Raw genomic sequence first — 23861 nt, 5'->3', positions numbered from 1 at the left:
GGACGACGACGCCGTGAGCAACCCCCAGGAACCGACCTGGCCGCAGGGTCAGGGTCCCCACCAGTTGCCGGTGGATCCGCGCGGCCCGCAGTACCCGCCGCCGCCCGGTTACGGGCAGGACCCGTACGGCGGTCAGCCGTACGGCGCGCCCGTGCCGCCGGGGTACGGCTACCCGCCGCCGTTCCCGGGCCAGCCGGTGCCGGGCAACGGGCTGGGGATCGCCGGGTTCGTCACCGGCCTGCTCGGGCTGCTGTTGTTCTGGGTGCCGGGCCTGGGGCTGGTGCTCGCGATCGTCGGCATCGCGCTGAGCGGGGTCGGCATGTCCCAGATCAAGCGGGCCGGCGGCAGCGCGGGCCTGGCGACCGCGGGCCTGGTCTGCGGGATCATCGGCGCGCTCGCGTTCTTCACGATCCTCCTCGCCGCAGCCGTCGGCTCGGGGTTCTGAGCGGCCCCGGCCGTCGGCTCGGGGTTTCTGAGCGCACCCACGGTGAGAGCGCGCCGTCGCGCCCGCTCGGTGCGCCTGCGGTCGACGCCCGTCCGGCGGTGCGCCCCGTGGTCTGCGCGCACCAGGATTCGGTCTCGTTTCGAGATGACCTGCGGGGCGGACCGCTGGAGGCGGCGCTGTCCGCCGTCCTCGGCTCGCGGAGGCCCTGATGAGAGGGCAGAAATCGCCATTTCTGCCCTGGAGGGGGCCGCGGGTCGCTGCTGACCCGGTTCGGGGTGTTCGACGTCGGCATGGCCAGCGCGAAACCATTTGTGAGCACCGCAGCAGGACGCCTGCCAACTGGTGTATTTCGGCGTGCGCGAAGAGTGATCGCTCTCCGAGACCATTTCTTGCCGTGTACGTCAATGGGTGTCGGTGCGCCCGGACAATTGGGGACGCCTTGCTTCGAGGCCTTCCGAGGCGGCGCGGAGCCTCGGTATCGTCCAGACCGCACGGGGACCCGTCCATGACGAACCATTCGGGTTGCTGACGGCCCGCCGGGCGATTCGGGCCCGCGTGTAGGCCACCTGTTCTGCGGTGATCCGCCAGGAGACAGTGGCATGACCCCTTCCCGACGACCCCGCCGCCCCGGTTCACGGCTGCGGTGGGCCATCCTGCTCGTCCTCGTCCCGTGCGTCGTGGCCGCCTCCGTGTGGGCCCTCGCCCGGACCACCAGCGAGGATCCCTCGTCGGGGGCGGCCCCGGGCGGACCGCGGGGCACCGTGGTCTCCCTGACGTTCGACGGCGGGAAGGCGAGCCAGTACCGCTACGCCCGGCCCCTGCTGCGCCAGTACGGCATGAGCGGCACCTTCTACGTGCCCACCGGTCCGATCGACGCCAACGGCCCCTGTTGCATGAGCTGGCAGCAGGCCCAGCAGCTCTATCGCGAGGGAGACGAGATCGGGGGCTCCACCCAGGATGCTCGCGACCTCACCATCCCCTTGCCCGATCCCGCCCAGGACTACGCCGACAAGCAGAAGCAGGTCTGCGGGGCTCGCGACAGACTCGCCGGGCTCGGCTTGGACCCGCGCAGCTTCGCCTATCCCGCCGGCAAGCACACGTACGACTTCTCCACCGTTCACCGCTCGCTGGCCGACCTCGTCGCCTCGTGCGGGTACTCGTCCGGCCGCGTCATCGGTGGGCTGTTCGCCGATCAAGGCCCGGCCGCGGCCGCCATCCCGCTGCCTCCGGAAGAACCCTTCGTGGTGCGGAACCCCGATCGGACCTCCCCGTCCCCGCTCACCCTGGAGGAGTTGCAGCGCGCGGTGACGGCGGGCGCGGGGAACCGGCACTGGATCCCGCTGGTCTTCAACGAGGTGTGCCACTCCACGGACCCGGCGTACGAGGACTGCATGTCCAGCGTGAAGCCCGTCGACGACGCCGTGCTGTCGGCCTTCCTGCGCTGGCTGCACGACGCCGGGACCGCGGACGGAGCCCCGGCGGGCACGACCGTGCGGACGGTGCGCGAGGTGATGGGGGCGCCGCCGCAGCCTCCGCTCCCCGCACCGAGGACGGTCGTGTCGCTCACGTTCGACGGCGGCCACGCCAGCCAGGAACTGGCGGGGGATGCGCTGCGCGCCCACCGGATGCACGGGACCTTCTTCGTCAACACCGGGCTGATCGACGGGGAGAACCCCTTCGCCGGGAGCAACCCGAACCACCTGAGCTGGGAGGCGATCTTCCGCCTGCTCATGCAGGGCAACGAGATCGGCGGCCACACGTCGACCTACGTCGATCTCACCGATCCCGGGATACCGGAATCCGTCAAACGCGACGAGATCTGCCGGGACCGCACCCGCTTGTGGCAGATGGGACTGGACCCGCAGAGCTTCGCCTACCCGTACGGCAAGGCGGACGCGGCGGCCCGGCAGTTGGTGGAGTCCTGCGGCTACCGGTCGGCCCGGTCGACCCAGAGCGTCTCCCCGGATGGGGTGGTCGTCCCCGACACCATCCCGCCGGTCGACCCGTTCTCCACGCGGGCGGTCGGCGTCTCCGGCAACAGCCCCCTCACCCTCGACCGCCTCCAGCGGGCCATCGTGACGGCGGCCGACTCAGGTGGCGGCTGGGTGCAGGTGGTCTTCCACAGCATCTGCAGGCCGAGCGATCCCGAGTTCGCGGCCTGCATGGCCGACGGTGTGGAGGAGAGCGCCCTCACCGCCTTCCTGGACTGGCTGCAGCACGACGCGCCCCCCGGGACGACGGTGAAGACGGTCCGGGAAGTCGTGGCCAACGGCCCCTGAGCCGCTGTGCTCCGCCCCCGTCGTGGCCGTCGTCCGGGTGAGAGGAACAGCCGATGTCCCACCGCACGCGCTGGACGGCCGTGGCGGTCGGGGTCCTGCTGATCCTCGTGGTCGTCGGCCGAGCGTCCGGGACGAGATCGTTCGTCGACTCCGCACAGTCCCCGAGCTCGTCACCGGCGGCCGTGACCGGTGCCCGGGGCCACATCACCGCCCTCAACGTCCGGGGCAACCAACTCGTCGACCAGGATGGCGCTCCGGTCCGCTTGCTCGGCTTCAACAACTCCGGCGCCGAGTACGCCTGCGCCCAGGGCTGGGGCATCTTCGACAGCCACGCGGCTCGGAACACTCGCATGTCGGCATCGACGGTGGCCGCGATGATGACCTGGAGGGGCGCGAACACCGTACGCGTCCCCCTCAACGAGCAGTGCTGGCTCGGACCGGGCGTGCAGCGGGCCTACGGGGGAGCCGCGTACCAGAAGGCCATCCGCCACTTCGTGAGCCTCCTGCGTAGCCACGGCTTCGTCGTGGTCCTGGACCTGCATCGCTCGGCACCGGGTCGGGCCCGCGCGCTGGAGCAGGAGCAGATGCCGAGTCGGAGCCACAGCCCGGACTTCTGGCGCGGGGTCGCCACCACCTTCAAGGACGACACCGCAGTGGTGTTCGACGTGTTCAACGAACCGTTCCCGTTCGACGAGGCGGACAGCCGCCGCGCCTGGTCGTGCTGGCGCGACGGTGGCTGCCGGCTGCCGTCGCGCAACGCCTCGCAGACCTACACCGCGGCCGGTATGAACGAGCTCATCACGACCATCCGCGCCACCGGTGCACGCAACGTGATCGCCGTGGGCGGCATCGACTGGGCGGCTGCTCTGGACCGGTGGCTGGAGTACCAGCCCGTCGACCCCCTCCACAACCTCGTCGCCTCGTTCCACGCCTACCCGCACAACCGGTGCGCGGACGAATCGTGTTTCGACACGGTGCTGGCCAGGGTCGCATCGGTCGTGCCGCTCTACGCCGGGGAGGTGGGCCCCGACCTGGACGAGAACTGCACGCCGGCGAACGTGGCCGAGGCCGGTTTCTCCGAGCGGGCCTTCGACTGGCTGGACGCGCACGGAGCCAGCTACACAGCGTGGACATGGAACGTCTGGAATGACTGCGCCTCGCTCATCTCCGACTACGAGGGGACCCCGACTCCGTTCTGGGGCAGAGAGGTCCGGGAGCGGCTGGCCGGGAACAGCGAGTGAAGGTGGCAGCCGGCTTCTTCACGCAGGGCGAGTACTCGGGCGTCCTGCGTGCGGACTGCGCCGGGGAACGGGATGCCGGCGAAGAACCGAACCGGGACGGCCCCGATCCCGTGCCGGCCGCCCCTAGTGTCCCCGCACGACCAGACGGCCGCCGTCGCCATGTCCCCGCCGGCTCGGTGAACGAGCCGGAGCATGGCGCCTCCGAACCCAGGAGCAACTCGTGAACACCCGCGCCGCGAAACGTTCGGGCATGCCCGAACTCCACGTGCACCACAGACGGGTGCCGCACCGGCCGAGGACTCCGCTCTCGAGACGTCCCAGCGCATGGGGGCGTGCTCGGCATGTCGCGCGCACCTGGTTGAGCGAGCGGCCGGCGCTGTACCTGCCGCTCGCCCGCAGGCGCTACCCCGGGCCGACACCTGAGGTGATCGGACCGGACACCGAGCTGGTCATCGACGGATACACCCGTGCGGCGAGCACCTATCTGGTCTACGCCTTCCAGCTCGCCCAGGAGCGTCCGATTCGGCTGGCCCATCACCTGCATGCTCCCGCGCAGATCATCGAAGCCGCTCGACGTGCGCTGCCGACGCTCGTGCTGGTGCGGGATCCTGACGAGTCCGCCCTGTCGCAAGCGGTGCAGGAGCCGCACGTCACGGTGCGGGATGCGCTGTTCGCGTATGCCCGCTTCCACGAGCGGCTGCTTCCGTACCGGGACTCGTTCGTCGTCGCCGACTTCGAGGAGGTGACCCGCGACATCAAGCCCGCTGTACACCGGCTGAACGACCGCTTCGGGACGGTGTTCCGGCTGCCGGACGCCGAGGACGAACCACTGGTGACCGAACTGGTCCGGCTGCGTCCGACCGATTGGCCGATGATCGCCTTCGAGTCGGGCCGCGTCTCCCGGGCAGAGGTCCTCGCGGCACTCGCCGATCCGAAGCGGCGGCCGGCACCGGCCGCGGATCCCGACGAGTGGGTGCCGTCGGAACGGCGGCGCCTGGCCAAGCAGGCCCGTCGCGCTGAGTTGGAACGGCCGCAGGTGAGGGCGGTGCGCCGGCGCGCGTGGGCGGCGTACGGGGCGATGTTCGAGGCGGCCGGCTAGCGGATCCGGAGGCAGGTCAGGTCATGCGTCTTTTCACGCTCGGCCGCAGGGAGACCCGGCAGGTGCGGCGATCGCGGGGGAGGGCGATTGCCGACGTCCGTGATGGGCCGCGGATGTCGGCGCGGGGGACGTCCCCGGCCGGCCGGGTCTGCCTGGTGCGCCATTGCGCCTACTATGAGCTGGACATCCGCCGGGAGGCGGAGGCACTGCGGGACGCGGGGCTCGACGTCGACATCGTGTGCCTGCGGGAGCCCGGCAAGCCGGCCGTCGAGACCGACAACGGGGTCACCCTCCACCGGCTGCCCCTGGCCCGCCGGCGGGGCGGTCCGCTGAGCTACGTGCGGGACTACCTCGCGTTCTTCGTGGGGGCATCGGTCACGGTCGCGCGGCTGCACCGGCAGCGTCCCTTCCGGGTGGTGCAGACCCACTCCATGCCCGACTTCCTGGTCTTCACCGCGCTGCTCCCGCGCTTGCGGGGCGCCAAGGTGGTTGCGTTCCTGCAGGAACCCACCCCGGAACTCGGGAAGACCAAGTACGGGTCTGCCCTGCTGGTGCGGCTCCTGCGGTTCATCGAGCAGGCCGCGATCCGCTTCGCGGACCTCGTCGTCACGGTGACCGACGACCTCAAGGAGACGTACGTGGCGCGGGGCGCGGACCCGGACAAGATCGTGGTGGTGCTCAACGGCCCGGACGCCCGGCACCTCCTCGAGCACAGGACCGATGCGCCCCCCGACCCCGCGTGGTTCACCGCTGTGTGCCATGGCTTCGTGGACGAGCGGTACGGCCACGACACGATGGTGCGGGCGGTGCGGCTGGCCGCGGACCGCATCCCGAACCTCCGTCTCCGCATCATGGGGACCGGGGAGTACCTGCCCGAAGTGCAGCGGCTCATCGACGAGGAGGGGGTGCGGGACCGCGTCCAGTACCTCGGGTGGTTGGAGATGCCCGAGCTGGTGGCGGAACTGTGCGCGGCCGACGTGGGGATCGTCGCCCAGAAGTCGTCCCCGTACTCGAACCTGGTCCACACCAACAAGATGTACGAGTACATGCTGCTGGACGTCCCGGTGGTGGCGAGCCGGTTGCGGTCGACGGCCCGGTACTTCGGGGACGACGCCGTGCAGTACTTCGAGCCGGGTTCCGCAGAGAGCCTCGCGGACGCGCTCGTCGGTCTCCACGAGAACCCCGATCGCCGGCGGGCCCTGGTGGCCGCGGCCCGGGAGCGGTGCCGCGCCTTCGGCTGGACCGCGCAGAAGGAGATCTACCTGGCCGCCTACGCCGCTCTGCTCGGCGGCGAACTGCCCGGCCGGCGGGAGGTCGGCGCGGAGGACGCCGGCCGGCCGTCGCGTGCCGTCGCGGGCTGACCGGGTCGAAGGGGCTGCCCACCGCCGCTCAGGGCTGTCGCTCAGGGCTTCGGGGGCGACAGCCGCGCGACGACGGTCTCGCCCGCGCGGACCCGCTGCCCCGGCGTGACCAGCACCTCGACGTCCCCGTGGGCCGGGAGGACGAGATCGACCTGCGAGCCGAAGCGGATGGCGCCGATGCGCTGGCCGATCGCCACGTCGTCACCCTCCTTGACGAACGAGATGATCCGGCGCACGAGCCGCGAGGCGATGAGCACGACCGCGAGCTGCGTCCCACGGTGCTCGAGCAGCGTGGTCGACCGCTCGTTGACGAAGACGGCGGACGGGTCCTTCAGTGACCTGAACGGGCCGGGGAACCTCCGCTGCGCGACGACCCGGGCCCCGACCGGCGCCCGGTTGACGTGGACGTCGAGGAAGCTCAGCGCGATCCCGACGATGATCGCCTCGCCGACGTCGAGCGGAGTGCGGACGAGCTCGTCCAACCGGTACGAATGCCCCAGCTTCTCGGACACCGGGACCTGCCCGTCCGCCGAGCGCTTGACGTAGATCACCTGGCCCTCGGCCGGGCTGACGACGATGTCCTCGCCCTCGGGCGCCGTGCGCTCGGGGTCGCGGAAGAAGCGCCAGAGCACCAGCGCGGTGGCGAGCGCGAGCGTCAGCGCCGCCGTGAAGGCGCCGCCGAGCAGGCCGTCCGCGCCGGTGAGGGCGACGAGCCCCCCGGAGATGACCGCCAGCACGGCGAGCGCGACGGCTGCGCGCGCGACACCCAGCTCCCACTTCCAGGCGAGCGGCAGTCCGAGGGCGAGGGCGAGGAGCCCCCCGATGAGCGTGATCTCGAGCATGGTCAGTAACCCCGCGTTGCGGACAGGTACGGCAGGACCGCCAGCTCCGCGATCGCGGGCAGCGGATCGTCGCGGCTGAAGGCCGCCTCGGCGGACAGGCGGCGCAGCGAGCGCAGGTAGTCGCGCGGGGCCAGGGCGCCGTGCCGGATCTCGCGCATCGCCGTCGGCGTGTCGGTCAGCAGGCGGATCCAGCGCACCCCCGGCCGCCCGCGGCCCACCTCGACCGGCAGGCCGACCTGGTCGGCGTAGAGGATCCACGGGAAGTCCACGCCCGCCGGCGGGCCGATGGAGTGGTAGCCCCAGGTGCGTGCGTTGACGTCCAGGAGCTTGTGGCGCCCGTCGCGCTCGTCGAGCATGAACTCGGCCTCGACGAGCCCGTAGAAGTCCAGCGACTTGAGGAAGCGCGTCGCGTGCTCCTCGACCTCGGGCGCGTCCGTCGTCTCGACGTACGTGCTGTGCCGGCCGAAGTCCGGCGGGTGCTGGCGCCAGCGCCGCGAGACGAGCGCCGCGGGCGCCTCGCCGTCCTTGAAGAATGCGCAGAAGGCCAGGCGGTGGCGTCCGTCGCCGGGCAGCAGCTCCTGGACCATGACCTCGCCCTCGCCGGCGATCGCCGTGGCCGCCTGCCAGCGGGCGACGAGCTCGTCACGGGTGTCTGCCCGCCAGGCCTTGTCGCCGGTCGCGTAGAGGAAGTGCTCCTTGATCGAGGGCTTGAGAACCACGGGCAGGTCCGCGCGCCCGGTGACCTCGTCGAGCTCGGCCCGGTCGTGTGGCCACCACGTCCGGGCGGTCGGGACGCCGACACGCTCGGCATGTTCCTGCATGAGGCGCTTGTCCCACGCCCAGCGCACGACATCCCAGGGCGGCGTGGGCACACGGAAGACCTGGCCGAGCTCGTCGCGGTGGCGGGAGCACGCGGCGACCGTCTCCTCGCGCGTGGGGAAGACCACCCACCCGTCCAGGCCGTGCCGCCGGCCGATCTGGAGGAGCGCGTCCACCGTCCGGCCCTCGTCGCGCAGGTCGGCCGTGCGCACCGCCTTGGTCGTGTAGCGCGACAGAGGCGCGATCGAGAGCTCGCTGTCGACGACGCACACCCGCACGCCGCGCCGGCCCAGGCTCCGCACGATCCCGAGCCCCTGGTAGTCCCCTCCGATGACCAGGGCCCCAGGGGCGTCGGACGGCAGCCCGGTCATGCGGCCAGTGTGTTCACCACGGTGTTGGGGCAGTAGGTGTTCCGGTACGGCTGCGTCTTGCGGTACCGCTCCGGCCGGCGGAGCCGTGAAGGAGATCGCCGCCTCACCCGCCGCGGCACCCACCACCCGCCACGCCGATCCGTCCCGGTCCAGCGACGATGCCGCCCGCCGGCGCCACCAGTCGCTCACCTCCGCCGGAAGGGGCCGCCACACACCGGGGTCGGCCGCGAAGTGCGCGAGCAGCTGCTCGTAGGCCGCCAGCACGGGCCCCTCGAAGGCGTAGTCCGGATGGGTGATCAGCAGCGCCAGCCCCCCGCGGGCCCGGATGTGCTCGGCCTTGTCGATCCACGGCTGCCCGTCGCGGGCGCGGAGGATCACATACAGCGTGTGGTCCTGGGGCAGCGTGATGGGCAACTCGACGACGGAGCCGTTGACGAACGGCAGGCAGCTGCAGCATCCCCCGGCGTGTGGCTCGAAGGGATCGCTGTCGGGGGAGGAGGAGTCGTACTCGAACGGCAGCGTGGACATGACGTCCCAGTCGCGATGGGTCGCCGGGGAACGGAAGCCCACGGCACCCCAGCGCTGCGCCCATCGGCGCATCTCGGGCAGCCGGCGCGGGAGTTCCCGGGGATCGAGGTCCCGTCCGTCGTGGAGGAGCCCGTGGACGCCGACCTCCTGCCCGCTGTTCTGCAGGTCGGCGACGAGCGCGTCGTCGACCGGGTAGCGACCGGGGACGAGATTCCACGAGGCCCGGTGACCGGCCCGCCGGTCGACGTCCCGGAGGACCGGGATCTGGCGCACACCCACCTCGGTCTCCACGTCGTGGGTCAGCACCAGCGCCCACGACCGCCCCGCGGGCCAGGGAGCGATCCACGGCACCGGACGCCCGGCGAGCGCGGCGGCCCACTGCAGGACCAGGTCGAAGAAGCCGTGCAGCGACTCCTCGACCGGCCACCGGGGGAAGGTTCTGCGCCGCTGGATCCGGCTGGCCGCCCGCCGAAGTGCGATCTGCAGCGGCCGCGGCAGCACGGGCCGCACGAGGTAGTAGGTGCGCAGCGCGACCGCCATCGCCCCGGATCCGGCCCCGGTGTCGGCGGGATCGACGTACCGCTCGCTCCAGAAGCGGGTGACGATCTCGTCCGGGTCGAAGGGCAGGGTGATGTCCCCGTCGGATGAACGCCGGACCGATCCCAGCACGGATCCGTCCTCGGCGCGCAGCTCCTCGGCACGGCGCCACGACCGGCCGGAACCGGTCAGCGCCGCGTCCAGGAGGTGGTCCGGGAGCACGCGCCCGTGCAGGACGAGGTCGCCCATCCGGAACCGGACGACCCGCCCGGCGACCGCCGGCTGCGATCCCTGGAGGACCGGCCACACCAGGGCCGGGCGGCCGGTGCCCGGGGACGGGGTGAGCCGGGCCCAGCGGACCCCCGTCATGTCCGGACCGCGGGAGGTCTCCGGGTGGGGGTCGACGTCGTAGGGGACGCGGAAGTAGTCGAAGACGAGAAAGGGCTGCGCGGACCTGAACACTTCCGGACCTCTCACTCGGGGTGGCGCGCACCGGGCTGCCCGGCGCGGGGTACGCGGGTGTGGTCCTCCGGCGGGCGTGCGCCGTTCCCCCCGCCTCCGGGGGGTGCGCCGTTCGGGCCGGCGTCCGCCGAGGGAGCCGGGCCGGACGCGTCGAGGTCGCCGCGGTGGCGGCGCCCGCGGTCGAGCTGGCAGAGAACCCCACCGAGGAGGCGCGGCGGGAGGTCGGCCAGCTCCCTCGTCGCGGCGCGGACGTCCTCGCGCCTGGTGCTCCCCGTGCTCACCACGAGGACGACCAGCTGCGCGTGTGCGGCGACGGCGGAGGTCTCCGCGGCGCGGAGCACGGGTGGCGCCACGACGACGACGTGATCCACATCGGCGGGCACTGCGCTCAGGAACGCCTGCACGGCTTCCTCGTCGAACAGCTCCCCCGGAGCCGAGGGGATGTCGGTGCTCGCCGGCAGCACCAGCAGGTTCGGGACCCGGGTGGTCCGCACCGCATCGGCCACGGCCACGCGACCGGCCAGGACCGCGCCGAGGCCCCCGTCGGCCGGAACGGCGAACATCTCCGCCCATCGCGGACTCCGCAGGTCCGCCTCGACGAGGAGGACCTTGTCACCGGCGAGGGCGAGCGCCGCCGCGGTGTTGGCAGCCACGTGGGCCGCCCCGTCGTCCCGAGCCGGGCTGCAGATCAGGACGACGGAGGGGCCGGCGTCCCCGCCCTGCGCGGCACGGTGGATCTTGCCGCGGAGCATGCGATACGCCTCCGCGGTCCCGGACCGGGGGGCCGCGAGGACCACGGGCTGATCGTCGGCGGAGGCAGCGTCGGCCGCGGTCAGCGGGACCGTGGCCAGCAGCGGCAGATCGGTGCGCTGGACGAGATCACGTGGGCCCCGGACGCGATCGTCCAGCCGATCCCGGAGCAGCGCGCTGCCGATCCCCAGCAGCAACCCGACGGCGAGCCCGGCCGCGCCGTTGAGCACGTAGTTCGGCTGGATCGCGGAGGGAGGCATCGTCGCGGCGGAGACGATCGCCGCCTGCGGGGCCCGGTACGAGGCATAGGCCTCGGCGAGCGCCTGGGCGGCGCGCTGCGCCCCGGAAGCCGTCGTGCTCGTGTGATCGATGACCAGCACCGTGCTGTCCGGGGGGATCGTGACGCTCGTGTTCTGCTGCAGCTGTGCCACGGACGTCCCGGTCGCCTCCGCCGCGGACGAGGTGACCACGCCGGAGAGGACGACCTCCTGCTCCGACTCCATGTTCGGCAGCACCGCTGTTCCGCCGCTGGTCACCGACGGGTTCACCAGGACCTGGGCCTGCGATCGGTAGACGGGGTGGTGAAGGGCCCAGGTGAGGACGCACGCGCTCGCCGCCGTCAGGAGCGCGATCGCCACGATCCAGCGAAGGTGCACCCTGAGCAGCGAGCCGTCGCGTCGGACGCCTACGGAGAGTCGGTCGGCCGGTAGATCCGCCATCGGCGTTCTCACACCCCTGCCATCTGTCCTCGACGATCGCGCCCCCGAGATCGCTCCTCGCGCCGGGCGACGTCCGGCGGTCGGTCGGTCGACCGGGAACGGCGGCGTCCGACCACTGCCGTGAGCGCGAGCAGCGCGAACAGCTCCTCCGCCGAGCCTCGATAGGTCACGTGCGGGTCGAAGACCATGAGCACGGTGACGACCACGACGCCGACGAAGGCGGCGGTGGCCGCGGCACCCACCGCGTCATCGCGACTCCGGGCGACGGCCCAGGTGCGCGCCGCCGCGGCGTAGACCAAGAAGACGAAGCCGGCCAGGAGGGGGATGCCCCCACCCCACAGCAGCCAGGTGTAGCCGCTCTCGATCCACACCCACCCGCTGAACTGCGTGGGTGCCGGCACGCGGGCGCTCGGCCGGACGCCGAGCAGGACGTTGCCGTGCGAGAACAGCTCGGGCCAGAAGTAGGCGTGCAGGTTGTGCAGCCGGGCCAGCCAGCTCTCCGGCAGCCCGGAGGCGAGGGAGAAGCCCTCGAGGCGGACGGCGATGACCGGCCAGACCACCACCGCCCCGCCCGCGGCGAACAGGCCGAAGACGCCCAGCAGCGCGAACCGGGCGGTCACCAGGGCCAGCGCGACCATGCCCACGACCAGGCCGAGGATGCTCGCGAACTGGCCGGCTGCCAGGGTCCCGAAGACGAAGAGGCCGGCGGCGGCGCTGGAGAGGGCCGTGAACCGCCGGTCGCGGAGCCACAGCCCGGTGACGATCGCGAGGTTGAGGATCATCAGGTCGGCGGTCGCCGCCGGCAACGTCAGCGTGGAGCCGCCCCGGGCCTCGCTCGAGACACCGACCTCGCTGTAGTAGACCGCCAGGAAACCGCGCACGCCGAACAGGTCCAGGCCCTGCAGGATCCCGATGACCGCGACGATGCAGGCAGCGGCCACGGACACGATCAGGCAGGTGCGCACCTCCCGGTCGCTGCGGACGCTCCCCCGGACGATGAGGTAGAACGCGGCGAGCTTCCACATGACCAGGCTGTAGGACAGGTCGTCGCCGCTGATCTCCCGTCCCCGCACGACCATCATCGCCAACGGCAGGACCGAGTTGGTGACCGCCATGAGCAGGATGGCGACCTCCACGGCATCCATCCGTAACCGCTGGACCTGGCCGGACCGGAGCCGGATCAGCCACCTGGCGGCCAGGGTGGCCCCGAAGACCGCCAGGAGCCCTTCGTGCGGCCGCAGCAGGGGGAGCACCACGCCCCGGTCGATCCCGACGACGAGCGGAGTCACGCCGACCAGCAGGTAGGCGGCCGTCGCCGGTCGCACCCAGACCAGCGCCGCGAGCCCGGTGACCGCGCAGGCGCCCAGGACCAGCAGCGGCTGGTACGCCACCACCAGGCCCGCGGCGCCGGCGGCGACGAGCACCGTGGGCTCGACCACGGCCCGCGGCCACGGGCGAGGGACGGCAGCCGCGGCCTGCGCGGAGGCCTTCCTCCCCGCGCTCCACGGCAGGACCAGGGTCCGGGCCGTCAACCGAGGTCACCTCCGGCTACATCCGCTCTCCGGCGCGCACGGCCGAGACTGCCGATGACCCAGGCCAACTCCGGCGCGCGCCACCAGGCCTGCACGAGGAGGAACACCGCCGCGCCGACGAGCGCCGCCGTGACCGCGGCGATCAGCCAGCCGGGCCGGCTGTCGATCCAGCGCGGCACGAGAAAGGCGACGGCCCACGCCGGCGGGATCATCAGCACCGTCCCGGCGGCCACCCGGCGCAGGCAGGGCACGAGCCGGCCGCCGACCTTCCCCGTGTCCCTGCGCAGGCGGACGCCCAGGTGCGCGGCGCCGACCAGCGTGGCCGTGCTGAAGGACAGGCCCACGACGGCGAGCACGTTCGTCGGGGCGACGAGGAACGCGCCGCTCGCCAGGACCACGAAGACGCCGGTCTGCACGGTCATCGACCGCAACGGGGTACGGGTGTCCTGGCGGGCGTAGCACGTGTACGAGAGCACGTGGAACAGTCCCTGACCGACGACCGCCGGCGCGAAGGCGGCGATCGCCGTGGCGACGAGGTGCACCCCCGCGGTCGAGCCCATCCGGCCGACCGAGAGGACCTCGGCCAGCGGCCGGGCGAGCACGACGTAGCCGACGGCTGCCGGCACGCTCACGAAGAGGATCAGGGCGACGCCCCTGGCGAAGGCGTCCTGGAACTGCCGACGGTTCCCGTCGGCGTGCAGTCGCGCCAACCGCGGCAGGAGGGCCAGGGCCACCGGGGCCGCGCCCAGCGCGACCACGACCTGGTAGAAGGTCATGCCCATCTCGGCGGCGACCACGCCCCCGGGCACCCGGTTGGCGAGCAGGAGCACGGCGAGCATCTGCAGGGCGGCCAGTGCCGCGACCCCCAGGGCCGGCATCGCCCGCCGCGCGAGCGCCCGCACCTCGGGGTCCCGCCAGCCCGCCCGCGGGCGAACGGTCACGCCGGCACGTCTGGCTCCCCACCACTGGACCGCGGCGTGCACGCCCACCGCCGCCGTCGCCCCGCAGCCCAGGAGCACCAGTTTCCCGCCGGGTACGCGATCGATCGGATCGATCGAGCCGTACAGCAGGGCGGTCAACCCGAGGATGACGAGGAGGACGACGTTCTCCAGGGCCGGTGCCGCGGCGGCGAGGGCGAACCGCCGCCGGGCGTTCATCACCGCCACCGCCGTCCCGGCCAGCGCGTAGAGCAGGACCTGAGGCATCAGCAGCAGGAGCAGCAGGCGGGCGACCCGCTCCTGCGCGGCGCCCGCGGTCCCGGCCTGCAGCCCGACGTCGCTGAGGCGGAGCAGCAGCGGGCCCACCAGGACCGCGGCGCAGGCGGCCAGTGCCAGTCCTGACAGGGCAACTCCGAGGAACCCCCCGGCGATCCGCGCGGCCGCGTGACGATCCCCGCGTTCCAGGGTGGTGACCAGGGGCGGCACCAGCAGGGACGAGAACAACGAGCCGGCGAGGAACCCGTAGTAGACGAGGTTCGGCAGGGAGTTGGCGAACTGGAAGGTGTTACCGAGGAGCGTCGGCCCCAGCACGGCGCCGATGACGGCGAGGCGCAGGAACCCGGTGAGGCGGCTGACCAGGGTCCACCCGGCGATCGTCACGGAGTCGCCGGCAGCGGCGACCGCGGTGGCTTCGCCCTCCCTCTCGCTCGGCTCCGGGGGAGCGGGCCGGCCCGGGAGGTTCACCCGACGCCCTCGTGGGTCAGGACGACCGGGATCGTGCGGAGGAGGATCGCGAGGTCGAGGCGGAGGGACCGCCGCCGCACGTACTCGACATCGAGGTCGAGAGCCTCGGTCATGGTCAGGCGGTTGCGACCGCTCGTCTGCCAGAGCCCGGTGATCCCCGGGGGGACCGCGAAGCGCCCGGCATGTCGGGGATCGAACAAGGCGGCCTCCCACGGCAGCACCGGACGCGGTCCCACCAGGGCCATGTCCCCGCGGAGGACGTTGACGAGCTGCGGCAGCTCGTCCAGGCTCGTCGTGCGCAGCCAACGACCCAGCCGGGTGATCCGCGGGTCGTCGACCAGCTTGAAGAGGCCACCGGCACCCTCAGGGGCCACGGCCGGGTCGGCCAGCAGCGCACGGACGTACTCGCGGTGTGGACCGTCGTCACAGTCGACGTGCATCGTGCGGAACTTGAGCATCACGAACGGGCGGCAGTGCTGGCCCAGGCGGACCTGCCGGAACAGCACCGGCCCGCGCGAGGTGAGCGCCACGAGAGCTGCGATCCCGGCCATGACCGGCGACAGGAGGACCAGGGCCACGCCGGCGACGACCAGGTCGAGCAGGCGCGCCACCGGCCGGCGCGGCGGCGGGAGGCCGGCCGGTGGGGTCGCCGCCGGGCGCGGTCCCACGGGGAACGGGGCGATGTGCACGGTGGCCGGGCGGACCGGAGACGAGTACTGAGCGTTCAGGACCATGGCGTCCTCCTCGCCAGCCGATAGGGGGATGCGGACCCGTCAGCGGCCCGCACCCTGAGGCCGATGTCCACCAGGTCGTCGACCGAGCCCCGGACGACGGCGGGGTTGCCGTACGCGACGCAGCGCTCCGGGAGGTCACGGGTCACGGTCGCCCCGGCGCCGACGAGGGCGCCGGCGCCGATCCGGACGAAGGGGAGGATCGTCGCGTTGACCCCGATGTGCGCGCCGGCGCCGATCGAGGGTCCGGACATGACGTGCTCGGACGCCGCATCGCCGGGATACAGGTCATTCGCGATGGTCACCCCGGGGGCCAGGAAGGCGCCCTCGCCGATCTCGGTGAACTGCGCGACGTAGCAGTTGCAGTGGATCTTGACGCCGTCGCCGAGGCGGCAGCCGTAGTCGATCACCGAGCCGGTCCAGATGCTGACGTCGTCCCCGATCCGGCACTGCTCCCGGATGACGACGTGGTGCCCGGTCTCGAGGTGCGCTCCGATGCGGGAGCCGCGGTAGAGGATGGTTCCGTTGCGCAGTCGCGCGTCCGAACCCAGCACGAGGGGCTCCTCCACCGGGCGTCCTGGGGGGTAGTCCAGCGTCACCCCCGGATCGGCGGACAACCGTGGACCGACCTGCGGCTCAGGCGACATCGGAGCTCGCCTCCGCGGGGACCAGCTCACGCAGCCGCGCGCAGACCGCGGTGACCTGGTCGTGGGTCATGTGCGGGAACAGGGGGAGGGACAGGATCTGCCCGGCGGAGTGCTCCGCGACGGGGAGCGGCTCCGCGCCGTATCTCCGGTAGGGCGCCATCAGATGGCACGGGGTCGGGTAGTGGAGGCCGGTCTCGACCCCCGCCCCGGCCAGGTCTCGACGGACCCGGTCGCGGTCGGGAACCCGGGCCACCAGGAGGTGGTAGGCGTGGCCGGCGCCGCAGGCCCTGCCGACGAGCCGCACCGGTCCGCCGGCGAGAAGGGCCTCGTACCGGGCAGCGGCGGCCCGCCGGGCCGCGATCCAGGCATCCAGCCGCGGCAGCTTCGCCGAGAGCACGACGGCCTGCAGCGCGTCCATGCGGCTGTTGGTGCCGAGGACCGGGTGGTCGTGGTGCGAGCCGTCCGAGCGACCGTGATTGCGCATGGACCGGATGTGGTCCGCCAGGTCTGCGTCGTCCGTGACCACCGCACCGGCGTCGCCGAAGGCACCGAGGTTCTTGCCGGGATAGAAGCTGAAGCAACCGGCCCGCCCCCAGGATCCGGCCGGCCGGCCCTCCCAGCTCCCGCCGTGCGCCTGGGCGGCGTCCTCGACGAGGGCGAGCCCCGCGGCGGCGGCAACTCCCGAGATGGCCTGCATGTCGGCCATCTGCCCGTACAGGTGGACGACGATCACGGCCCGGGTCCGCGGGGTGAGGGCAGCCTCGAGAGTGGCCGGGGTCAGCAGGAGGGTGTCCGGGCTGACGTCGGCGAAGCGGGGCACGGCGCCGGCGAGGACGACGGCTTCGGCGGTGGCGACGAACGTGTTGGTCGGGACGACGACCTCGTCCCCGGGACCGATCCCCATCGCGCGGAGGACGAGCTGGATGGCGTCCGTGCCGTTGGCCACCGCGACGGCGTGGGTGGTGCCGCAGTAGGCGGCCCACTGGTCCTCGAACCGCGCCACGGCCGCGCCACCGATGAAGCGGCCCGTGTCGAGCACCTGTGCGAACGAGGCATCGACCTCCTCCCGCACCTCCTGGGTCATCGCCGACAGGTCGGCGAACGGGATGGCCCCGGTCGGCGGCGACCGGAGGGCCGCCCCCTGCTGCTGCAGTGGTGTCGATTTCATGGCTGCTCCCCGGTGGCGTCGGACGCTCACTCGTCGGAGTGGCGGTGGGCTGGGCTCGGGACCGTCCGCCGAATTTTCCGGCCCATTTTTCGACCAATTCCGTCGATGTGCAGGAAATATCACGCCATGCATTCACGATATTGCGCAGGGTCCGCTCGGAATGCGGCTCCGGTCGTGTGGTCCCGGGCGCCGGGATCAGTCGACGTCGTCGCCTTCGGGCAGTTCGGCGATCGAGATCTCGCCGTCCTCGACGCGGAACTCGGTGAGGGAGCCGCGCCCCACGGGGATGCGCCATTCCTCGCCCTCGATGCCGGTCAGGCGGGCCACCGCGAGGCGGATCATCACCGCGTGGGTGACCGCCGCGACGATCTCGCCCGCGTGCCGGCTGCCGATGAGTCGGATCGCGTCGATCATGCGGGCCTGTGCGTCGCTGAGCCGCTCCCCCATGGGGCAGGCCGCGCGGCTCGGTGAGGTGCGGTAGAGCTCGAAGGCTTCGGGGTCGTACATGGCGGCCTCGCCGGAGGTCATCGCCTCCCACGCCCCGTAGTCGACGTTGTTCAGGCCGTGCAGGATCCGCAGATCCGGCACCCGTGCCTCGTCCGCGATGATCTGCGCGGTGGCGATGGTGCGCCGGAGGGGCCCGCAGTAGACGGCGGTGAGCCCCGCCCCGGAGAGCTGGCGCGCGGCATCCACGGCGTCCTGGTAGCCCTGTGCGTCCAGCGGCACGTCGCAGCGGCCGCGGTAGCGGTTCTCGACGTTCATGGTGGTCGTCCCGTGGCGGACGGCGAACAGCCGGCACGTGCCGGACGACGACGTGGTCGTCCCGTGCTGGGCCGGCTGGATCTGCTGCGGAGTGGTCACTCGACTCCCCCCATTTTGCCGCCAATGAGCACTGTTGGTAACAGAGCAGCCGCTTACGGTGCCTGGCGGACGACGTGTATTGGACGGTGCGGTGAGATTAGGGGGAGGAGCTTGATCACGAAACCACATCGAGCGCGGTTCGGTGCCGGATGGAGAAATTTGCCAGACGCGGCAGCTGATTGTGGGAATAGCTGGCGAGATGAGTCCGAGGTCCCTGCCCTGAGGCCCTGTGCCCCGCTATGTTGACGAGCCGCGTCCCTGTTCCGGACGCCTAGGGGGGCAGATGTCGACACAGGCCCTGGGCTCTCTCACGCTCGCGCTTCTCCTGCTGGTGGCGGGGGCCAACCTCTTCGGACAGCTCGCCGTCCGGCTCCGTCAGCCCAAGGTCGTGGGGGAGATCCTCGCGGGCATCCTCCTCGGACCGTCCCTGCTCGGGCTCCTGGCGCCCGGGGCGACCGCGCAGATCTTCGGCACGGGTGAGCGGGATCCGTCGACGGTGGTCCTGGGCTTCCTCTACCACCTGGGACTTCTGCTGCTGATGTTCGTCTCCGGCGCCGGCGTCCGGAACGTGCTCGGCAAGGACAACCGCAGGCCCACCGCCTGGATCCTCGGTCTGGGGACCGCGCTGCCCTTCCTCATCGCGCTGGGTGCCGCGCGGCTGCTGCCGCTCGACGCGTTCATGGGCGAGGCGGGAAGCGAGACCGCCGTCGTCCTGGTGTTCGCGATCGCGGCGGCCGTGACCTCGATCCCGGTGATCACCAAGATCTTCTACGACCTGGGCATCCTGCACACGCGGTTCGCGAGCCTGATGCTCGGCGTCGCGGTGCTCGAGGACATCATCCTCTGGGGGTTCCTCGCGCTGGCCACCGCCATCGCCTCCGCCACCGTCGCCGATACGGACGCGGGGGTGGCCGGGAGCGTGGCGGTCCACGTGGGCGTCAACGCCCTGTACGTCGTCCTGGCCATGACGGTGATGCCGGCGGTTCTCCGGCGCCTGAGCCGGGCGCGGTGGAACATCCTCGCCTCCCAGTCGCCCACCGCCTGGGTCGTCGTCGTCTTCCTCGGCTACGTGAGCGTGGCCGCTGCCCTCGACGTCACGCTGGCCTTCGCGGCCTTCCTCGCCGGGTTCGGGGTCGTGGGCGGCATGAGGAGCAGCGAGGAACATCGCTTCGGCGCACCGATCGACGCCATCAGTCACGTGTCGTCGGCGGTGTTCATCCCCATCTACTTCGCCCTCGTGGGCTACCGGCTCGACTTCACGCGCGGCTTCTCGGGCCTCATGGTGGTCGGGTTCCTGCTGGGCTCCACCGCCGTCGTCCTGGTCTCGGTCGGACTGGCCGCGCGCGTGGCCGGCTTCCGCGGGCTGGACATCCTGAACCTGGCCCTGACACACAACGCTCGCGGCGGCCCCGGCATCGTGCTGGCGAGCGTGGCCTTCGACGCGGGCATCATCAGCGCCCCGTTCTTCACCACCCTGGTGCTCACGGCCGTGATCACCTCCCAGGCCTGCGGCGTCTGGCTGGACGTCGTGCTCCGCAAGGGGTGGCCACTGCTGTCGAGCGAGGGGCCCGTGCAACCACGGCACGCGGTACCCGGATCGCTCTCCGCACCTGCGAACCGGGCCTGAGGGCCCAGGCGCCACGAGGACGGGGAGGGGAGAAGGGATGGGTCCACCTCCGCACGGCGGGGCACTCGTCGACCTTCGCGTCGAGCCGGATCGGGCCGGGGACCTCGCGGCGGTCGCGCGGGGCCTCCCCGCGTGGGAGCTGACCCGCCGGCAGCGCTGCGACCTCGAACTACTCGCCACCGGCGGGTTCTCACCGTTGCGGACCTTCCTCGACCGGGCCGATTACGAGGCGGTCTGCACCTCGATGCGCCTCGTCACGGGCGAGCTGTGGCCGATCCCGGTCACGCTGGACCTGCCGGAGAGCGTGGTGGAGGCCGCGAGCGCCACGGGTGGCCTCACCCTGCGCGCCCGAGGCGCGGACGTGGCGGTTCTCTGGTTGCAGTCGGCCTGGCGGCCGGACCCGGCGGCAGAGGCGCTGGCCGTCCTGGGGACCACGGACCCGACCCATCCTGCCGCGCAGGCGCTCCTGCACGAGAGTCATCCCTGGTACGTCAGCGGACCGCTCGAGGTGCTCGAGCTGCCCCGTCACCACGCGTTCCGCTCCCTGCGTCACACGCCCGGTGACGTCCGTGCCCTGCTGGCGCAGCGGGGGTGGGATCGGGTGGTCGCCTTTCAGACCCGCAACCCCATGCACCGTGCCCACCAGGAGCTCACGATCCGTGCGGCGCGTGAGCTCGACGCCAACCTGCTCCTGCACCCGGTCGTCGGGATGACCAAGCCGGGCGACGTCGATCCCTACGTGCGTGTGCGGTGCTACCAGGCGCTGCTCCCGACGTACCCGCCCGGGACCGCGCTGTTGTCCCTGCTACCGCTGGCCATGCGGATGGCGGGGCCGCGCGAGGCGCTCTGGCACGCGATCATCCGGAAGAACCACGGGGCCACGCATTTCATCGTCGGTCGCGACCACGCAGGTCCAGGGGTGGATCGGCAGGGCCGACCCTTCTACGAGCCCTATGCGGCGCAGGACCTGGTGCGGGAGCACGAGTCCGAGCTCGGCATCGGGGTGGTCCCGTTCCGGGCGATGGTCTATGTCGAGGAGTTGCAGCAGCACGTGCCCGAGGACGAGGTGCGGCCGGGCTACCACTGCCTGCGCATCTCCGGGACGGAGCAGCGCCGGCGCCTGGCCGAGGGCGAGGAGTTGCCCTCGTGGTTCACGCCTCCGGTGGTCGCTGCGGAACTGCGCCGGGCCTTTCCCGCCCGGTCCGAGCGTGGTGCCCGCCGAGCGGGTCGGTGACGCCGGGCCGCGACTCGCGCGGCGCGGCCTGGTCCTGGACGTCGTCGACGCCGTGGCGCAGGTCGGTCCGACGATCTCCGTGAGCGTGCCGGTCAGCGCGCGCGTGCAGGACGCCGGCGGCACGGATGCGGCGGTGGTCGGCGACATCGTGTGCCACCGGCTCGGGCAGCTGGGCTACGTCCGTCCCGGTCGTCCCGCCCCCCGGCCGTAGGAGCGCCGCGGCCGCCGGGGGGGCAGTGGGGCTGCCCCCCGGCAGGTCCGGGACCGTTGTCGTCGACCTGTCAGGCTCCCGTCCTCCCGCGGGCGAGCCGACGGGGCTCACCCCGGGGTGTCAGGGCGCGTCGGTGTCTCCATGTCTCTGCTGCGGTGTCTCTGCTGCGGTGCGATACCTCGCTTTCGGTGGTGACCCGGCTCGGGGTCACGAAGCGATCGGGGACGGGGTGAGCGGGGCGGGTCGGTCGGGCACCCGTCGGTCGCCGGTGGTGGCGACGTCCGGCAGGCCGTCGGACGATCCCGTGGGTGCGAGGACCTCGCGCCCGGCCGCCTGCAGCGCCCGATCCGTGGCCGCGAGCACGCGCACGACGTCGAGGCCTCGTTCCCCCGGCGTATCGGGTGTCGCGCCCGTCCTCACGCAGGTCAGGAAGTGCTGGTCCTGCACGAGGAGCGGCTCCTCGAAGGCGATGTACGGGGAGACGATGTCCCCGGTGCGGTACGACACGGGCAGCGCCTGGGTCTGCGGCGGGCCCTCGATCGCCTCCACGTCGACGCCGATGTCGTAGATCCGGATCCGTTCGTTGTCCGACATGTCGTCGTACACCGCCATCTTCTTCTCCCCCACGACCGTCACCTGCCGGACCTTGTTGGGGGTCAGCCAGCTGACGTGGACGTAGGCCCGCGTGTGCGAGCGGCAGAAGTCGAAGCGCAGGTGGGCCACGTCCGGGTGCTGGCTGGTGATGTGGCTGTGGGCCCACACCGCCGTGGACGAGGGCATCTCGTCGAGGACGTACGACACGATGGAGATGTCATGCGGGGCGAGGTCCCAGATGACGTTCACATCGCTCTGGTAGCGGCCGAGGCTCAGCCGCGCGGTGTCGACGTAGAGGATCTGGCCCAGTGCCCCCGAGCGGACGAGTTCCCGGAGCTTGCGGACAGCGGGGTTGTACTCGAAGGTGTGGCCGACCATCAGGCGGACGTCCTGCTCCCGCGCCATCCGGACGAGGCGTTCGCCGTCCTCCACGGATGTGGTGAACGGCTTCTCGACCAGAGTGTGCTTCCCCGCCCCCAGGGCCCGGTGCGCGATCGCTGCGTGACTGCCGGGCGGCGTCGCGATCACGACGGCATCGATGTCGTCGAGCACGTGGTCCAAGTGGGTGGCGAGGCGGGCGGCAGGGTGGTGCGCTGCCGCATCCGCCAGGCGGGGCGTGTGGCCGTCGACGATGGTGACCTCGACGCCGGGAATGCTGCTGAGGACGCGGACGTGCTTGGAACCCCAGTAGCCGTAGCCGACGACGGCGACACGATCGCAAGGGGGGTAGTGCGTCGCGGCGGTGCTGGGGGCGTGCTGTGGACTCATGACTTGGTCCTTGTCGGGCATGCGCTGACAGCGCGGGGAACCCCGGTGAGGGGCTGGGAAGAATTCGTGGACGGGACACCGGGCTGAAGCCGGTCTCCAGGCAGGGCGGCGGTGGCGCGCGGCCGGTGCGACCCGGCTGCACGGTGGCTCGTCAGCGCTCAGCCAGGGCGGTTCCCCGGGTCGTCGGGGCGCGTCAGGGTGGCGTCGTCGACACCACGGGCCGAGTGGGCCGACACCTGTGGGGGCGGGAGGCCCGGTTGTGCGACGGGTGTCGCGACCCCGCCGTCCACGTGGTTCCCGCTTCCGGCCGCCGAGGTGGACGAGCAGCCGGACGTTCCCGCAATTGGTGGCGGTGGCGGTGGCGGTGGCGGCGAAGAGAAGGGGTCCCCGAGGGGGAGGGGGGACAGCGGGGCGGCCGGCACATCCGTGGTCGTGGGAGCGATCGTGAGCGCACGCGTGCTCGGGCTTCCCCGTGCATCGTCGGTGCTCGTCAGGCGCTGGACGCTCGCGGTGGTCGCCTGCCGCCCGGATGTGGAGTGGTCCCCAGCCGTACCCGAACGGGCGCCCGGGCAGGAGGGCACGGCTGGTGCTGGCTCCGGTCCTAGCGCAAGGCCCCGACCCCGACCGGCCATCGTGAGGGTTGACTCAGAGGTGCCTGCGGGCAGGTCGGCAACTGGTGTCGCTCCGCCCTGGAGGACTGCTGGAGTGGGCGGTCTCGCAGTCGGCGCCAGAGCCGGGACGAGACCGGGGAGTCGGGAAACGGCCGGTCGGGGTGGAAGGGCAGCCGCCTGCGGAGAGACCTGCTGAGGCGCGACCGACGATTGGTCGACGCGCGCGGGGTTGGACGGTGGGCCGATCGCCGAGGCCGTCGGGATGCCTTCAGGGACAGCGGAATGCTCAGCCGGGGTGGCTTCCAGGGGCGGTGTTGCGGTGCCGGGGGGCTCGGGGTCCTCGCCCGGTTCGGCGCCGCGCGGTGGCGGAGTCGAGCCCGGCCCGGGGTCCGCGGAGGGCCCGGTGCCGACCGAGGGCGGTTGGCTGTCGGGGGGCTTGGTGTCGGCGGGTTCTGGAGCTGGGCCCGGCTCGGGGTCCGCGGGGGGCTTGGTGTCGGCCGGTTCTGGAGCTGGGCCCGGCTCGGGGTCCGCGGGGGGCTTGGTGTTGGCGGGTTCTGGAGCGGTGCCTGGTTCGGCGGCGCGCGGTGGCGGTGGGCTGCCGGGCGGCTTGGTGGCGGGGGATTCCGGGGTCGGGCCTGGCTGGGTGCCGGTCGGTGGTTCTGTGCCGCTGGAGGCTGGAGCCGCACCTGGGTCGGCCGGTGTGGGTTGGGTCGGTGGGGTGTCCGCTGGAGGAGGTTCTGCT

The 23861-nt window shown here is 72.3% G+C and carries 18 protein-coding genes; 8 read left to right on the top strand and 10 right to left on the bottom strand.

The window, feature by feature from the left end; translation table 11 throughout:
• Nucleotides 1-13 precede the first annotated feature (13 nt).
• The 5 genes from BMZ50_RS22655 to BMZ50_RS22635 all read left to right on the top strand — a co-directional run bounded on the left by BMZ50_RS22655 (nucleotide 14) and on the right by BMZ50_RS22635 (nucleotide 6425).
• Nucleotides 14-445: a DUF4190 domain-containing protein gene (locus BMZ50_RS22655; protein WP_091329788.1), complete on the top strand. Its 432-nt coding sequence runs from the start codon at nucleotides 14-16 to the stop codon at nucleotides 443-445.
• A gap of 599 nt (nucleotides 446-1044) precedes the next feature.
• Entirely contained in the window at nucleotides 1045-2724 is a 1680-nt protein-coding gene (locus BMZ50_RS22650; RefSeq protein WP_091329786.1) for a polysaccharide deacetylase family protein, read from the top strand.
• 53 nt (nucleotides 2725-2777) lie between these two features.
• Nucleotides 2778-3965, top strand: coding sequence for a glycoside hydrolase family 5 protein (locus BMZ50_RS22645; protein ID WP_091329784.1), 1188 nt, complete (start codon nucleotides 2778-2780; stop codon nucleotides 3963-3965).
• 220 nt (nucleotides 3966-4185) lie between these two features.
• The gene (locus BMZ50_RS22640) at nucleotides 4186-5064 is read left to right on the top strand and encodes a hypothetical protein (protein WP_143087259.1); all 879 of its coding nucleotides are present in this window, start codon (nucleotides 4186-4188) and stop codon (nucleotides 5062-5064) included.
• A 113-nt stretch (nucleotides 5065-5177) separates the two neighbouring features.
• Complete coding sequence (locus tag BMZ50_RS22635; protein ID WP_177212950.1) at nucleotides 5178-6425, top strand: glycosyltransferase; 1248 nt, start codon at nucleotides 5178-5180, stop codon at nucleotides 6423-6425.
• A gap of 41 nt (nucleotides 6426-6466) precedes the next feature.
• Here BMZ50_RS22635 and BMZ50_RS22630 read toward each other — a convergent pair whose 3' ends face one another.
• The 9 genes from BMZ50_RS22630 to BMZ50_RS22590 all read right to left on the bottom strand — a co-directional run bounded on the left by BMZ50_RS22630 (nucleotide 6467) and on the right by BMZ50_RS22590 (nucleotide 18074).
• Nucleotides 6467-7267 (bottom strand): phosphatidylserine decarboxylase, encoded by an 801-nt coding sequence (locus BMZ50_RS22630; RefSeq protein WP_091329778.1) that lies wholly within the window; start codon nucleotides 7265-7267, stop codon nucleotides 6467-6469.
• Between the two features lie 2 nt (nucleotides 7268-7269).
• Nucleotides 7270-9984: a hypothetical protein gene (locus tag BMZ50_RS24590; protein WP_218146395.1), complete on the bottom strand. Its 2715-nt coding sequence runs from the start codon at nucleotides 9982-9984 to the stop codon at nucleotides 7270-7272.
• A gap of 11 nt (nucleotides 9985-9995) precedes the next feature.
• Nucleotides 9996-11372 carry an AAA family ATPase gene (locus BMZ50_RS22620; RefSeq protein ID WP_177212949.1) on the bottom strand — a complete coding sequence of 459 codons (1377 nt, stop codon included), beginning with the start codon at nucleotides 11370-11372 and terminating at the stop codon, nucleotides 9996-9998.
• An 89-nt stretch (nucleotides 11373-11461) separates the two neighbouring features.
• A complete protein-coding gene (locus BMZ50_RS22615; protein WP_143087258.1) occupies nucleotides 11462-12985 on the bottom strand; it encodes a hypothetical protein in 1524 nt (507 codons plus the stop codon).
• Entirely contained in the window at nucleotides 12982-14583 is a 1602-nt protein-coding gene (gene murJ, locus BMZ50_RS22610; protein WP_177212948.1) for a murein biosynthesis integral membrane protein MurJ, read from the bottom strand. Before murJ ends, BMZ50_RS22615 begins: the two co-directional genes overlap by 4 nt.
• Nucleotides 14584-14663: 80 nt before the next feature.
• Entirely contained in the window at nucleotides 14664-15401 is a 738-nt protein-coding gene (locus BMZ50_RS22605) for a sugar transferase (protein WP_091329771.1), read from the bottom strand.
• Nucleotides 15392-15967 (bottom strand): DapH/DapD/GlmU-related protein, encoded by a 576-nt coding sequence (locus tag BMZ50_RS22600; protein ID WP_218146394.1) that lies wholly within the window; start codon nucleotides 15965-15967, stop codon nucleotides 15392-15394. Before BMZ50_RS22600 ends, BMZ50_RS22605 begins: the two co-directional genes overlap by 10 nt.
• Before the next feature lie 67 nt (nucleotides 15968-16034).
• Nucleotides 16035-17213, bottom strand: a complete 1179-nt coding sequence (locus BMZ50_RS22595) for a DegT/DnrJ/EryC1/StrS family aminotransferase (protein ID WP_177212947.1) — start codon at nucleotides 17211-17213, stop codon at nucleotides 16035-16037.
• Between the two features lie 195 nt (nucleotides 17214-17408).
• Nucleotides 17409-18074: a histidine phosphatase family protein gene (locus tag BMZ50_RS22590; protein ID WP_177212946.1), complete on the bottom strand. Its 666-nt coding sequence runs from the start codon at nucleotides 18072-18074 to the stop codon at nucleotides 17409-17411.
• Nucleotides 18075-18357: 283 nt separating this feature from the next.
• Here BMZ50_RS22590 and BMZ50_RS22585 point away from each other — a divergent pair, with 283 nt between their 5' ends.
• Genes BMZ50_RS22585 through BMZ50_RS22575 form a run of 3 tightly spaced genes read left to right on the top strand, consistent with a single transcriptional unit; the run spans nucleotide 18358 to nucleotide 21146 of the window.
• Nucleotides 18358-19701, top strand: a complete 1344-nt coding sequence (locus tag BMZ50_RS22585; RefSeq protein ID WP_091329765.1) for a cation:proton antiporter — start codon at nucleotides 18358-18360, stop codon at nucleotides 19699-19701.
• Between the two features lie 37 nt (nucleotides 19702-19738).
• The gene (sat, locus tag BMZ50_RS22580) at nucleotides 19739-20935 is read left to right on the top strand and encodes a sulfate adenylyltransferase (RefSeq protein WP_091329763.1); all 1197 of its coding nucleotides are present in this window, start codon (nucleotides 19739-19741) and stop codon (nucleotides 20933-20935) included.
• Nucleotides 20910-21146, top strand: coding sequence for a hypothetical protein (locus BMZ50_RS22575; RefSeq protein ID WP_091329761.1), 237 nt, complete (start codon nucleotides 20910-20912; stop codon nucleotides 21144-21146). The genes sat and BMZ50_RS22575 overlap by 26 nt, the downstream gene beginning before the upstream one ends.
• A gap of 207 nt (nucleotides 21147-21353) precedes the next feature.
• Here the strand turns inward: BMZ50_RS22575 and BMZ50_RS22570 are convergent, their stop codons facing one another.
• Nucleotides 21354-22508, bottom strand: coding sequence for a Gfo/Idh/MocA family protein (locus BMZ50_RS22570; RefSeq protein ID WP_091329760.1), 1155 nt, complete (start codon nucleotides 22506-22508; stop codon nucleotides 21354-21356).
• Nucleotides 22509-23861 lie beyond the last annotated feature (1353 nt).

Origin of the sequence: Geodermatophilus ruber, assembly GCF_900114385.1 — a bacterium.
GTDB classification, from domain to species: domain Bacteria; phylum Actinomycetota; class Actinomycetes; order Mycobacteriales; family Geodermatophilaceae; genus Geodermatophilus; species Geodermatophilus ruber.
This window is presented reverse-complemented; position numbering and strand designations above follow the sequence as displayed.